We start from the raw sequence: 13,619 nt of genomic DNA on the forward strand, positions 1-13,619 counted from the left end.
CTATTATAAATTTTTAATATTCTGTTCAAGAACTGGCCCTAGTTCATAGGCACTTTCCAATAATTCCTTTTTCAATTTTTTTGCATCTTCTCCCATTCCGTTCGCCTTGTAGATGGCAGCCATATGGTATTGTGCTTCTGGCTCAAAAGTTTTATTAGCAATATGTTGTTCTACAATTTCCAATGCTTTTTTAGCTTCGCCTTTATGGAAATAAGACCATGCCAATAAATCATATGATTGAGGCGTTGGCCTGTTGTCAATTTCTTTTTGTGCAATTTGCATCGCTGAATCAACTTGGTTCAATTCTTCGGCAAACAATAATGCATTGTATTTGTTATACATATCACCATATTGTTTATTTTGGACAGCTGCCATATAAGCTTTAATATTTTGTTGCTTTTCCTCACTATCATTTTGATATTCAGCAATTTCCGCTTTTAACAAATAATAATCGGGTGACTTATGTTGTGCACTAATTGCCTCTAAAATTCGCATTGCCTCTTCTGGATTTCTTTCATGTGAATACACAATCCAAGCAATTCCTTTTTTTGCGTACGCCTCATTAGGATTCATAGCCAATGTTTTTAAATACATATTATAAGAATCTTCAATACGGTTGGCATGACCGTAATAATCTCCTAAGTTGGTATATGACCATTGCATTAAAACTTTATTTTTAGAAGATTCGGCAATTTCTTTTGCCTTTTCCATATACTTAATGGCAGCATCTAAATTTCCTTCGTGGTCGCTCCATTTTGATAAGCGAATTAAATAACCAAAATCACTTAAATCTTTTACCTCATTTAAATAGTGTTTTGCTTTATCAGCATTACCCAATTCTAAATACACATCAAATAACATTTGTTGGGTTTGGGTTAGTTTTTCACCGTTTGTTTCAGCTTTTAATAATTGCTCTAATGCTTCTTTAAATCTGTGCTGTGAAATATAATTTCTAGCTAAACTTCTTAAATAACCTGCGTTATTATAGTTTGTTCTTTCATTCGCCAAAATCAATTTTTTCTCAGCTTCTATTAAGTAATTTATCTCTCCGGTAGTTGAGAAAAGTTGAGCATTGGCTCCTGCAATTTTTCCTAAGTATGGATATTGATTTGGGGTTTTTTCTAACTTTTCAGTCCAAAATTTATGTTCTTCATTGGCTAAAGCCAAATCTTTATTTTCTTTAGTTTCTAAATAGCTATTGTAGTCTTTAGTATCGGTAATTTTATTTGTGTTTTTATTGCAACCAATTAAAATCGTCAACGTTAGAATAGCTGTTAATATATGTTTTGAGTTCATAATATTCTAAGTTTTATGTGTGAGTAAAATATAAGGGCATGTCATAGCGGCACACCCTTATGGGTATTATATTATTCTTACCAAGGCGAAGCCAAGTAAGGGAACGATGTTAAAAAAGCTTTATCATTAGCATCAACGTTATCATCTGATAAACCAGGGTTTTCTGAAAAATCTTCACCTCCAAATATCAGTAACAACTCTACAGTAATTACATCATCGGCCAAAGCTCTACCAGTTAGTACATTTGTACCATCATAAAATGTGGTTGTACCGTCTAATGATAATGTGAGTACATCTGTTGCTAAAACTCCAGCAAAAGCTGCAGCATCCAAACCAAGTGCATTTTTATCTCCATCGTTGGCATACGCAGGACTCAACCCTTTTAAACCTGCTTCAAATTTTGATGCAAACGCCGCACCTTGATCTTTTGGTGCTGTTGTATTAAATGTATCTTTTTCATCTGCTCCAACAAAAACCGTATTTATAGCTGGCCTCCCCATTTGGTCAGCTTGTGCATAGGTTCCTGAAAAGTCAGGTCCCATTGGTTCTTTTGGATCGTCACCATTATCGCAGCTTATAAAAACAACGCTTGATAACAATGCGATAGTCATTAATTTTATATTATTTAATTTCATAATTTTAAGTTTTAAAAATTTATATTATTGTTTTCTTTTAGATTCTACCCAAGTATTGATAGATCCTGATCCGCCTACGGCCGATTTAGGCACTTCTACTACAATAGACATTACGTTTGTACCAGCAAAAGTATCCGCTCCAGGGTCATTAAAAGATGTGGCATTACCTGCGATAATTTCACCGTATTGGGCAAAATCCATAAAGAAAGGATCATCACGTGGTCCTGCGAAATAAGTCATACCAGCATTTGTAGCTGTAATTGCACTTGAGCCATAAGGCGTAATGTCAACAGAAGATTGCGTGGCATTTGTTAAAATAGTACTGTTTAAACCAGGGGCACTAGGTGCCATAGGGCCAAAAAAGTACATTTTACCATCTCTGGGAATGGCTTGTATAACCATATCTTCAACATTATCCGCATTGGTGTCAATATTAAATTCTACCAATACATTTTCATCAAATGATGCGTTTCCAGTGGCACTGGGACTTAACAGTCCTTGTACATTGGCTACAAATACAACATTGTCTGTGTTTTGCCCTTGAAAGGCATAAAAATCGGTGATATCACTGCTACCACCTTGTACATCCGGGGCATCAATGTGATCCGCCGCAACGATTAGGAGTCCGACAACTGCCAACACTCCGATTCCAATACTAATTTTCATTTTTTTCATAATAGTTTGAGATTTTGTTATTAATTATTTTATGTTCTCTGCTATATCTACGGAAAAATGAAAGGGGCGGTTTTTAAAAATGTGGATTATTTTGAAAAAAAATGTGATTTATTTATATATATCTGTTTTAGTGATAGTTACGTGACAAATAAAATTGAACATTTTTATAAAATATTGTTTGGAAGCTCTTTATGAAGATTATGAGCTCCAATATTTCACGCAAAGAACGCAAAGTAAAAACGCAAAGAACGCGAAGAAAAGGTTTATATGTTAATGAGCCTGCCGGCAAGGTAAGTTTATTAGTTTAAATTTGTTCCTAATAAACCTATAGAGTTAACGAGATGAATTTGTAGATGATTAATCTAAAGAGTAAAAAAAGTCGTACGTTTTAAGTCATATAGCGAAGCGGTCTTAAGTCTTTTCGCCCTAAACCCATAAACTCAATTTCTCATTTCCTCACCTTACCACTAAAAACACTTACTTTAGAATTAAAAGGATTGCCCGAAGCTCTTCTCATGACAGCGATTTGTCCAGCATGCCAGACAGCATCTTCAATTGGCCCGTTAATGTTGTTCCAAAATGGATATTCCGAAGTGCCATAATCGTTTTTAAAAATAATCTTAAAATCTTCTAAGGAATCTGCTTCCAACAAAATGTCACTTGCTTTTTTAAAATTCAATAAAGTAGCTTTACGGATTTCAGCAAAACTCAATGAATCTTTTTTTGAACCACTGTTAGGAGTTTTTGTGGTAGCGTTTACAATCACTTTAGACAAATCATAAATATGACTGACAGTTTCTAAACTGGTACGACTCCCTTCAGTAATTTTGTAAGCCAAATCTTCAGGTCGTAAATCTTCAGTTGCCCAATAGTACCTAAAACCTAAACCATCAATCATTCTAGCAGCAACAGTTGTTGCCGTGTATTTTTCAGGGTAGTCAGGGATTTCCGCATAGGGCAAGTCCGTTTTTATGTCTTGAGCATTGATGGATGAAATGGTTAAAAGCAACACTATGTATAAAAATGACTTCATTTTTTAATTGTTAAGTTTGTAGTTTTTAAATGTAAGATAAATTTTGAATATTCAAGCCCATAATGGGCATTTAGTAACTATAAATGAAGAATATTTTAGACATTTTAATAATCGGAGCAGGACCAATTGGTATTGCCTGTGCCTTGGAAGCTCAAAAAAAACAGCTGACTTACATAATTATTGAAAAAGGCGTTTTAGTCAATTCATTGTACCATTACCCTACAAACATGACCTTTTTTTCTACTTCCGAAAAATTGGAAATTGATGAAATACCTTTTATAAGCAGTAATGCCAAACCCAATAAAAAAGAGACGTTGGAATATTACCGTCGTATTGTATCCTCTAACAAACTGAATGTAAATCTATTTGAAAAAGTAGAAAACGTCAAATCGGAAAACGGAAATTATAAGGTAGAAACTGACAAGGGTAATTATCTAGCAAAAAACATCATTATTGCTACGGGTTTTTATGATATTCCCAATTTTATAAATGTCCCTGGCGAGGATTTACCTAAAGTTTTTCATTATTATGATGATCCGCATTATTTCTCTGAACAAGATGTAATCGTGGTAGGTGCAAGTAATTCCGCTGTAGATGCTGCATTAGAGATTTACAGAAAAGGTGGACGTGTAACTATGGTTGTTAGAGGTAAAAATATTGGCGAAAGGGTAAAATATTGGGTACGACCCGATATAATAAACAGAATTGAAGAAGGCAGTATTACCGCATATTATGAATCTGAAATTAAAGAAATAGTTGATGATAAAGTAATCATTAAAACAAAAAACGGAAAGGAACTTTCGCTAAAAAACAACTTCGTTATTGCACTGACAGGTTACCGTCCTAATTTTGAATTTTTAAGAAATATAGGTATAGAACTCTCAAATGACTCTTTAAAAAAACCTGTTTACAATCCCAAAACCATGGAGAGTAATTTAAAAGGTATTTATTTGGCAGGGGTAATTTGCGGCGGTATGGAAACCCATAAATGGTTTATTGAGAATTCACGAATTCATGCGAAAATGATTATTAATCATATTTATAAAAAAGTTAGTAAAGACTAAATTACTTAGAAAAAAGTAAATTAACAATAACTACCAAGATAATTTATTGCTATTTTTTTGATTATCTATTTCTATTTTAAACACCTATTAAATACAAAAACTATAAATATAGTTAATTAACTATATTTATAGTTTTTTAACTTCAAAAATAGTTATATATTTGTATTCAATTTTAAATTTACCAATATGAATAATAAAATTATTGTATGTATGTTACTTTATTACGGGACTATATTTGGGCAAGGAAACATAATAAATAAACAAGTCTTGCTTCAAAATGGATACCCAAAAGTAGTAAAACAATTTTTTGACTTTTACGGTCAATACAAACAATCAGAGGTCAAAACAGCAAAACTTAATACAGGTATTGATACATTACAGGTGTATTTTGGAATTGCCGATAACAATAAGAACAAATTTTATTGGTCGGCATTAACAAATAATGACTCTCTCTTAACCTTAACGTCAGGATTCTTATTAAAAAATAAAGCACCAAATGTATCTACCGGTTCATCAGAATTAGTACTGGGAGAAAAAAGACCTGAAAAAATAAAATTTGCGATTCATCTAAATGAAGACACCAACATTCTGTCATACAAATGGTTAAATCTATATAACAAACCAATTAAAATAATGGAAATTATTAAAAATAATAAGTTCGAACTTGGTAATCAACTACCAAATCTAACATTTAATAAACTTGATGGAAAAAAAATTAACTTGAAGATGTTTGAAGGTAAAATAATAGTCCTTAATTGGTGGAATACATATTGTAAACCCTGCATAGCAGAAATGCCAGGACTTAATAAAATTGTTGAAAAATACTCTTCCAATAAGAATATTGTTTTTATTGCTATTGCTGACAATACTCAAGACCAAATAAAAAAGTTCTTAACTAAAAGAAAGTTTGAATATGAGCAATATGTAACGTCTAGCCATACCAAAAACTTTTTTGAATTATCTTATCCTAAACATTTTATTGTTGGAAATGATGGTAAGATAAAATTTTTCTTGGAAGGTGGAGGAAAAGAAACTTACAAAGAAATTGACTTAGCCTTGGACAAATTGATTAAAATAAAATGATAATACATGTTATATAATTGTTGTAAAACATAACCAAAAACATTCAGAATGACGAAAAAAATTTTATTAATATCACAATTAATACTTTTATTAATGTTTTCTTGTAATTACAAAGAAAAACGAACTGATTACAACGAGATTAATATTAGTGGAAAAGTAAAAGATTTTAACGGGCAAAATGCTGAACTATATTTAATTTACTCTCAACCCGGAACCAAAAGATATAATGAACCGTTAAAAATTGATTCAGCAGGAAACTTTAAATTTAAACTAAAAAGTAAAATTCCATTAGATGCTTTTATTTTAGATAAAAAAAGTTTTGCTAATATAAATTTTATATATCATCCAGAAGATAGTATTTATTTAGAGTTTAGTCCTAATAAAAACAATTTGGATTTATTAAAAACCGTTCGTTTTAAAGGAGATAGACAGGAAACAAATAATTTGCTCATTGACTTTCAAATATTGAGAGAAGAAAATAATTTGGGATATGGAGCTATTCAAGAAAGTTCATACAATAAAGATGTTAACAGTTTTATATTAGAGATGGATTCTATTAAACTTAAACAATCTGAACTTATCAACCAATTTAAAAGTAACAATAGACTAAACGCTGAAACTGAATCATGGATTACCTCGTTCGCTTATGAAACATATTATTACTTCCTCAATGACTATGGTGTTGGCAAGAAAGATTTGCCAAGTAATTATTATGATTTTAACAACGATTTGTCCGTAATGTCCGCCTCAAATATGGTCTCTTGGAGAAATTTAAGCGAGAGAATCAACAGCTATTCCCTGAATACGGTAAGCCCTGCTATTCATAATGAATTCAGCGGCATAATGGGCGATATGATTGACGGGGAAATGAATGCCGACTCCTTGGTAATCGGGTATATAAGAGAAAATACTACTAACGATTTATTGGCCCAATTGCTAATATCCCATCATTACACTTCTCAATTTAATGAAAACGTAGTAGATGGATATGAAAACAATCAAGACTTAATTACTGAAACTATTAAATTATCTTCAATAAAAGATAACCTAAACAAATACTATGAAGAAACATCAGCTTTTGTCAACAAACCTGGTGTATATACGAATGAAGTTCTTCTTAAAATGAATGACACACCCATTGAAGAAACATTCTCTGAAATTCTTTCGAAAAATGAGGGTAAAGTAATCTATTTAGATGTTTGGGCAACTTGGTGCTCACCTTGTATCAAAGCAATGCCAGATTCCAAAAAGCTGATGGGGAAATTTAAGGATAAAGATGTCTCTTTTGTATACTTATGCATTGAATCGAAAGAAGATTTGTGGAAAAGATTAGTTTCTGACTTTAATTTAGGTGGTGGACAACACTATTTAATGGATAAAAATCAAAGTAAGTTTTTTAGAGAAACAATGGATGTTCAAGGAATACCACAATATTTCATAATTGACAAACTTGGTAATATCGTGGAAAGAGGTAATGATATACATCCTGGAAATAAAATTACGGAAGAAAAAATATTGGCAAGGTTGAAATAATTACGTGTTATAAGCCGTGTATAATTAATGGCTGGTTATCAATCACTTACGGAATTCCTCACAGATTTCCAATTCGGTTTTTATTTGCTAAATTAGGTGCTTAAAACACGCCACTAATCAATACACAAAACCGTTGTATGCAATGTAAAAACAAATTACAAATGAAAATATTCAACATAATCATTATTGCTGTTTTCTTTCTTTTTAGTTGTCAAAATGAAGAAAAATCAGAATTTATAGAACTGGATTTCTTAGAAGAATTTCCACAACAAGTAGTAATTACAAGGTATTCTGATAATTTTGTTGATTACAATGATACAATCCTCATCAATAATCCTAGTGAAAGAAAGATAAAACTATCAATAGACAGGCCACAATATCTCTATCTGCAATCACAGGGAAAAGTCCTCAACCTATACGTGCAACCTTCGGAAAATTTAAAAATATCCAAAAAAAATGATATTTATGATTACGAGGGAACTTCGGAGCGAGAAAATGAATTTATCCAAGAAGCATTATTGAACGCAGACTTAAAAAGCAAAGAATGGAACTATAAAAGCTCATTTGATGATTTTAAAAACCAAGTTGACGAATATTTCAAGACAAAAAATAAATTATTGACTGATTACATAACTGAAAAGAAAAACAAACATTTTTATAATCTACAACTAATCGAAAATAAAGCATTCAAGAATAACGTATATCTTGACTATATTATTGGAACTAGAAACTTAAAAAAAGACAGTCTATTTTTTGAATACTTTGATAAAGATTTAATTGCTTTCCAGAAGATAGAGCCATATTTAGAGTCTTCACGTTTAAAATCATTTTTAGGAAAAATGGGAGTTGAGTACTTCTTAAGAAAAAAATATGGAAAAGAAATAAATAAGGCCAAAAAGGAACAGGAACTATACGTTTTAAGAGAAAATATTATTTCGGAATATTTTCCACAACCTATAAAATCTATGCTCATTTACGATGACCTAAAATACTATCCATTGGAATTTGAATATTTCCCAGATTCATTGAATTTAACGCCCCCAATGAAAATGTTCAACAAATTTAAAACATATCTAAATGAAGAGGCTTATAATACACTGGTGTTAAGATATAATTTAGCAGAAAGTAAGAAGAAATCTTATGAACGAGGAAAAAATGTGCCTAAATTCACTTTTAAAGACCAATCATCAAATGACTTCCATTTCGACGTGAATAAACTAGATAAAATGATTTTATTAGACATTTGGGCAAGTTGGTGCAAACCCTGTATTGTCAAATTTCCAGAGGTAAAATCTATAGAAAAGAAATATAGTGAACAATTAACAGTTATTTCACTATCAATCGATGAAGAGATAACAAACTTCAAAGAAAACATTGAAAAATTAGATGTACCTGGAAATTTAAAATTGTATGTCCCAAATGGATTTCAAAGTTCTTTTGCAGAACATTTCCAAATAAAGTCAATCCCTAGATATATATTAATAGACAATGAGGGAAAGATATTGGATGCTGATTTAATTCTTTCGGATTTAAGAAAATACATAGAATAAAAAACACTGCACACAACATGCTATAAGTAATTGCTTCTTCTTGCCTACTTCTAAAAATCCTTGCGGATTTTCTATTCGTTTTTTATTTGTTAAATTAGGTGCTTAAACCCGCAACTAATCTTATACAAACACGTTGTCTCTTATTTTGACCCGTCCTGAATATAGGCTACGTAATTTTAAACATTATGTACAAAAATGACAATAATTAGACGATATTCAGAACCTTTTAAACTGAAAATTTTAGACGAACTTACAACCGGTAAACTAAACAAATATTTACTTAATTTATCCTAAATTGAAATATATTTACGCTTTATTATTTCTTAAATGCCTAATAAGACTAGTTTTCGATAAGAATCGTTTGGTAAGTGACAGTTTCATTAAGAACTTACCCTATCAAGCTTTTTTAATTTTAATCATATTTTCAAAATTTATAAAACAATTTTAAATGTCAGAACTACCCGAATTTTATTTTAAAACTGATGTTGAATGGCGAGAATGGTTGGAAAAAAACCACCTTGTTGAAAATGGTGTATATCTTATTTTTTATAAAGTTGAGAGCAGTATGCCCAGTATGCGTTGGGAAGAGGCCGTAAAAGTTGCTTTGTGTTTTGGTTGGATAGATTCAACCGTTAAAAAGTTAGATGAGGAACGCAGACGACAATACTTTTGCCCAAGAAATGCAAAAAGTGTTTGGAGCAAACTCAATAAAACCTATATTAAAGAACTGATCGATGGTGACTTAATGCACAGCAGCGGTCTGGAAAAAATAAAAATTGCAAAGAAAAATGGTTCATGGACCGCTTTGGACGATGTAGAAAATTTAATTATTCCTGATGATTTGCAAATTGAATTTGACAAAAACCCGAAAGCTTTCGAAAACTACTCAAATTTCGCACCTAGTTACAGAAAGAGCTATTTATATTGGTTAAATCAGGCCAAACGAGAACAAACAAGAGTAAGTAGAATTGAGCAAATAATAAGCTTTTGTGAAGAAAATAAAAAATCTAGAGATATACGATAGTCGTTACAAGAATACTTCACCCGATTGGTTGAATGCTTTATCAAATTCGGCAATTTTCAAACCTAAATCAACGTTTTTTTCTTTAAAATAAGATACTAGTTTTTCGGTAGGCATATTGCCCGTTAACTCGTCTTTTGCCATGGGGCAACCTCCAAATCCTTTTATAGCACTATCAAATCGGTTACAACCTGAGCTATATGCGGCATGGACTTTTTCTTTCCAAGTATTTGGCGTGGTATGTAAATGAGCCCCAAATTCTATATTGGGATACATTGGTATTAAGTTCGTGAATAAATATTCTATTATGTCTGGTGTTGAACTGCCAATAGTATCTGATAATGAAATTATTTTTACGCCCATTGTTGCCATTTTTTGAGTCCAATCTGCAACGATTTCAACATTCCAAGGATCACCATAGGGGTTGCCAAATCCCATGGATAAATAAGCAACAACTTCTTTGTTGGTTTTGTGTGCAATACTTAAAATTTCCTCTAAAACGAGTACGGATTCCGCTATGGTTTTACCCGTATTACGCATTTGAAAATTTTCGGAAATTGAAAAAGGGTAGCCTAAATAATCTATTTCTTCAAATTGAGAGGCATCATTTGCACCGCGTACATTCGCTACAATTGCCAACAATTTACTCGTCGAATTACTCAATTCCAATTGGGAAAGTACTTCGGCCGTATCACGCATTTGGGGGATGGCTTTAGGAGAAACGAAACTTCCAAAATCAATAGTATCAAAGCCTACTTTTAATAACTGATTGATGTAAATTGCTTTTATATCCGTTGGTATAAACAACTTGATGCCCTGCATGGCATCTCTTGGACATTCTATGATTTTTAACTTACCCATCGAGAATCAAAGATACAATTTGATATAACTATTTTATGAAAATAATATAAAAATTGCTATCCCAATAAATACGACAATCTGTAACCATTTTAAAATCAATCCGATTTTCTTATTGCTTTTAAGATAGTTGGCTATTTGCCCTGCTGAAACGGCAATTAAAGAAAAAATTACCAATGAAACTGCCATAAACACCAAACCCAAAACAAAAAATTGGGTTACGGTACTCAGTTCATCACTAAATAAAAATGCGGGAAAGAATGCCAAAAAGAAGATAGAAACTTTAGGATTCAACACATTCATTATAAACCCTTGCTTGAATAATTGCCCCGTACTTTTCTGGGATTTTTTATTGGAAGACAGGTCAATTTTTGATGAACTTTTATACACTTTATACGCTAAAAACACCAAATAACTCGCTCCAAATATTTTTAATGCTAAAAATAAATTTTCATTTTCTTTAATAATGGCTGATACGCCAAATGCCACTAATGTCGTATGAACGATACAACCTGATATTAAACCATAAACCGTTGCTAAACCATATTTTACCCCGTTGGCTATACTCTGTATTAATACGTAAATATTATCTGGGCCGGGCGAAATGGCCAATAGTGCTGTAGCGACTATGAATGAAAGAAGGGTTTCCACGCTTGGTTAACGAGTTAATGGGTTATTAATTATTTGGAACTAAAAATCAGAAACTACCGCTAAATTAAAGCAAAAAAAATCCTACCGAAGCAGGATTTTAATATTATTTACAATTTGTATTAATTACAAAGTTGCAGCGTACTCAATAAGGTCAACAATTTTTGTGGAGTACCCCATTTCGTTATCGTACCACGCTACTACTTTTACAAAATTATCCGTTAAAGCAATTCCTGCATTGGCATCAAAAATACAAGTACGAGGGTCACTTACAAAATCTTGAGATACCACTAAATCTTCAGTATATCCTAATACACCTTTCAATTCATTTTCGGAAGCTTTTTTCATTGCCGCTTTAATCTCATCATAAGACGCTCCTTTTTCTAAACGAACCGTAAGATCTACTACAGAAACATCCATAGTTGGCACCCTAAATGCCATACCAGTTAATTTTCCGTTCAACTCAGGAATAACCTTCCCTACCGCTTTTGCAGCACCGGTTGAAGATGGAATAATATTACCCAAAGCTGATCTACCACCTCTCCAATCTTTTGCAGAAGGAGCGTCAACAGTATTTTGAGTTGCAGTAGTTGCATGAACAGTAGTCATTAAACCTTCTACAATTCCAAAATTATCATTTAACACTTTTACCAACGGAGACAAACAGTTAGTTGTACAAGAGGCGTTCGAAATAATGGTATCTGTAGCTTTTAATTTTTTATTATTTACACCCATTACAAACATTGGTGCATCTGGTGATGGAGCAGAAATAACCACTTTTTTAGCTCCGCCTTTAATGTGCAAAGATGCTTTTTCAATATCTTTAAAAATCCCCGTTGAATCAATTACGTATTCAGCTCCTACTTCGTCCCATTTTAAATTTTCAGGATTACGCTCTGCTGTAATTCTAACGGTTTGTCCGTTAACCACCAATGCACCATCTTTTACCTCAACCGTTCCGTTAAAAGCACCATGCACAGAATCGTATTTTAACATATATGCCAAATAATCTACTTCCAACAAGTCGTTTATGGCAACCACTTGTACATTATCCCTTTCCATTGCTGAACGAAACGCTAATCGCCCTATTCTACCAAACCCGTTAATTCCTATTTTTATCATAATTTTAGTTTTTAAACTGATAATATATCAGATATTCTTAATAATTCTCTATTTATATCATGAGAGCCTTTTATGGCTTCCTCAATATTTGTCGTTACTACTTTACTGTTTATAAACCCTACCATGGCATTAGATTGTCCATCTAACAAACTTTCCACAGCTTTAACTCCTAATTTACTGGCCAAAACCCTATCAAAACATGTTGGGCTACCACCTCGTTGCATGTGACCTAGTACAGAAACCCTAGCTTCATATCCCGGTAAGTTCTCTTTAACGTATTCTGCCAATTCAAATACATTTTTACCTGTTTTGTCACCTTCTGAAACTACAACGATACTTGAAGATTTTCCGCTACGTTTACTTTTCTTTAAAGATTCTAATAATCTATCCAAGCCTAAATCTTCTTCTGGCAATAAAATTTCTTCGGCACCAGCTCCCACTCCTGCATTCAATGCTATAAAACCAGCATCACGCCCCATAACCTCAACAAAAAACAATCTATTGTGCGAGCTAGCGGTATCCCTGATTTTGTCAATACAATCCACCACGGTATTTAATGCCGTATCGTAACCAATAGTTGAAGAAGTTCCAGCAATATCATTATCAATTGTACCTGGAACACCGATAAAAGGAATTCCATGCTCTTTTCCAAAGACTATACCGCCGTTAAAAGTTCCATCGCCGCCTATTAGAACCAAGGCATCTACACCTGCTTTTTTTACTTGTTCATAGGCCTTTTTTCTACCTTCTTTTGTTCTGAATTCTGTAGAGCGGGCGGATTTTAAAATTGTACCTCCTTTACTGATAATATTTTTTACGCTTCTGGCAGTAAGTTCTATATAATCACCTTCAATCATACCTTGATAACCTCTGTAGAAACCAATGCATTCAATATTATAATAAGAACAGGCTCTTGCTACAGCCCTGATGGCCGCATTCATTCCGGGGGCATCGCCACCAGAAGTCATAACGCCTATTTTTTTTATATTTCCTTTCATTCTTTACCCTTATTTAAAAGCAGCGTAAAATTAAGAATAATTAAGGTAATTTATTATCTTTTTGGAACTTTTATACGAAATCGTTATCGTTAGAAATTGTAAT

12 protein-coding genes and 1 pseudogene are annotated in these 13,619 nt (G+C 32.4%); 5 read left to right on the forward strand and 8 right to left on the reverse strand.

The features are described 5' to 3' along the window. Nucleotides 1–3 precede the first annotated feature (3 nt). The 4 genes and pseudogenes from UMM65_RS08495 to UMM65_RS08510 all read right to left on the reverse strand — a co-directional run bounded on the left by UMM65_RS08495 (nucleotide 4) and on the right by UMM65_RS08510 (nucleotide 3,639). Nucleotides 4–1,296 carry a tetratricopeptide repeat protein gene (locus tag UMM65_RS08495; protein ID WP_321976077.1) on the reverse strand — a complete coding sequence of 431 codons (1,293 nt, stop codon included), beginning with the start codon at nucleotides 1,294–1,296 and terminating at the stop codon, nucleotides 4–6. A gap of 77 nt (nucleotides 1,297–1,373) precedes the next feature. Further along, the gene (locus tag UMM65_RS17645; RefSeq protein WP_415859560.1) at nucleotides 1,374–1,673 is read right to left on the reverse strand and encodes a DUF4331 family protein; all 300 of its coding nucleotides are present in this window, start codon (nucleotides 1,671–1,673) and stop codon (nucleotides 1,374–1,376) included. A 30-nt stretch (nucleotides 1,674–1,703) separates the two neighbouring features. Further along, a pseudogene (locus tag UMM65_RS17650) lies at nucleotides 1,704–2,606 on the reverse strand (DUF4331 family protein); the annotation flags it as partial. 448 nt (nucleotides 2,607–3,054) lie between these two features. After that, on the reverse strand, nucleotides 3,055–3,639 hold the full coding sequence (locus UMM65_RS08510; RefSeq protein WP_321976078.1) for a DinB family protein: 585 nt from the start codon (nucleotides 3,637–3,639) through the stop codon (nucleotides 3,055–3,057). 83 nt (nucleotides 3,640–3,722) lie between these two features. Between UMM65_RS08510 and UMM65_RS08515 the strand changes: the two genes are divergently transcribed. The 5 genes from UMM65_RS08515 (at nucleotide 3,723) to UMM65_RS08535 (ending at nucleotide 9,893) form a co-directional block, all read left to right on the forward strand. After that, nucleotides 3,723–4,703, forward strand: a complete 981-nt coding sequence (locus tag UMM65_RS08515; protein ID WP_321976079.1) for a YpdA family putative bacillithiol disulfide reductase — start codon at nucleotides 3,723–3,725, stop codon at nucleotides 4,701–4,703. Nucleotides 4,704–4,889: 186 nt separating this feature from the next. Next, nucleotides 4,890–5,786 (forward strand): TlpA family protein disulfide reductase, encoded by an 897-nt coding sequence (locus UMM65_RS08520; RefSeq protein ID WP_321976080.1) that lies wholly within the window; start codon nucleotides 4,890–4,892, stop codon nucleotides 5,784–5,786. A 48-nt stretch (nucleotides 5,787–5,834) separates the two neighbouring features. Further along, complete coding sequence (locus UMM65_RS08525; RefSeq protein ID WP_321976081.1) at nucleotides 5,835–7,319, forward strand: TlpA family protein disulfide reductase; 1,485 nt, start codon at nucleotides 5,835–5,837, stop codon at nucleotides 7,317–7,319. Between the two features lie 161 nt (nucleotides 7,320–7,480). Further along, the gene (locus tag UMM65_RS08530; RefSeq protein ID WP_321976082.1) at nucleotides 7,481–8,869 is read left to right on the forward strand and encodes a TlpA family protein disulfide reductase; all 1,389 of its coding nucleotides are present in this window, start codon (nucleotides 7,481–7,483) and stop codon (nucleotides 8,867–8,869) included. A gap of 448 nt (nucleotides 8,870–9,317) precedes the next feature. Then, the gene (locus tag UMM65_RS08535) at nucleotides 9,318–9,893 is read left to right on the forward strand and encodes a YdeI/OmpD-associated family protein (protein ID WP_321976083.1); all 576 of its coding nucleotides are present in this window, start codon (nucleotides 9,318–9,320) and stop codon (nucleotides 9,891–9,893) included. A gap of 3 nt (nucleotides 9,894–9,896) precedes the next feature. Here the strand turns inward: UMM65_RS08535 and UMM65_RS08540 are convergent, their stop codons facing one another. The 4 genes from UMM65_RS08540 to pfkA all read right to left on the reverse strand — a co-directional run bounded on the left by UMM65_RS08540 (nucleotide 9,897) and on the right by pfkA (nucleotide 13,516). Further along, entirely contained in the window at nucleotides 9,897–10,751 is an 855-nt protein-coding gene (locus tag UMM65_RS08540; RefSeq protein WP_321976084.1) for a hydroxymethylglutaryl-CoA lyase, read from the reverse strand. Nucleotides 10,752–10,784: 33 nt separating this feature from the next. Next, a complete protein-coding gene (locus UMM65_RS08545) occupies nucleotides 10,785–11,399 on the reverse strand; it encodes a LysE family translocator (protein ID WP_321976085.1) in 615 nt (204 codons plus the stop codon). 123 nt (nucleotides 11,400–11,522) lie between these two features. Further along, a complete protein-coding gene (gene gap / locus UMM65_RS08550; RefSeq protein ID WP_321976086.1) occupies nucleotides 11,523–12,518 on the reverse strand; it encodes a type I glyceraldehyde-3-phosphate dehydrogenase in 996 nt (331 codons plus the stop codon). Nucleotides 12,519–12,529: 11 nt separating this feature from the next. After that, nucleotides 12,530–13,516, reverse strand: a complete 987-nt coding sequence (pfkA, locus tag UMM65_RS08555; RefSeq protein ID WP_321976087.1) for a 6-phosphofructokinase — start codon at nucleotides 13,514–13,516, stop codon at nucleotides 12,530–12,532. Nucleotides 13,517–13,619 lie beyond the last annotated feature (103 nt).

Source organism: Aureibaculum koreense, assembly GCF_034296135.1.
GTDB lineage: Bacteria > Bacteroidota > Bacteroidia > Flavobacteriales > Flavobacteriaceae > Aureibaculum.

What these genes read in the sequence shown, in the direction of transcription:
- UMM65_RS08495 (WP_321976077.1), bottom strand. Translation starts at nt 1,296, where the DNA reads ATGAACTCAAAACATATATTAACAGCTATTCTAACGTTGACGATTTTA.
- UMM65_RS08510 (WP_321976078.1), bottom strand. Translation starts at nt 3,639, where the DNA reads ATGAAGTCATTTTTATACATAGTGTTGCTTTTAACCATTTCATCCATC.
- UMM65_RS08515 (WP_321976079.1), top strand. Translation starts at nt 3,723, where the DNA reads ATGAAGAATATTTTAGACATTTTAATAATCGGAGCAGGACCAATTGGT.
- UMM65_RS08520 (WP_321976080.1), top strand. Translation starts at nt 4,890, where the DNA reads ATGAATAATAAAATTATTGTATGTATGTTACTTTATTACGGGACTATA.
- UMM65_RS08525 (WP_321976081.1), top strand. Translation starts at nt 5,835, where the DNA reads ATGACGAAAAAAATTTTATTAATATCACAATTAATACTTTTATTAATG.
- UMM65_RS08530 (WP_321976082.1), top strand. Translation starts at nt 7,481, where the DNA reads ATGAAAATATTCAACATAATCATTATTGCTGTTTTCTTTCTTTTTAGT.
- UMM65_RS08535 (WP_321976083.1), top strand. Translation starts at nt 9,318, where the DNA reads ATGTCAGAACTACCCGAATTTTATTTTAAAACTGATGTTGAATGGCGA.
- UMM65_RS08540 (WP_321976084.1), bottom strand. Translation starts at nt 10,751, where the DNA reads ATGGGTAAGTTAAAAATCATAGAATGTCCAAGAGATGCCATGCAGGGC.
- gap (WP_321976086.1), bottom strand. Translation starts at nt 12,518, where the DNA reads ATGATAAAAATAGGAATTAACGGGTTTGGTAGAATAGGGCGATTAGCG.
- pfkA (WP_321976087.1), bottom strand. Translation starts at nt 13,516, where the DNA reads ATGAAAGGAAATATAAAAAAAATAGGCGTTATGACTTCTGGTGGCGAT.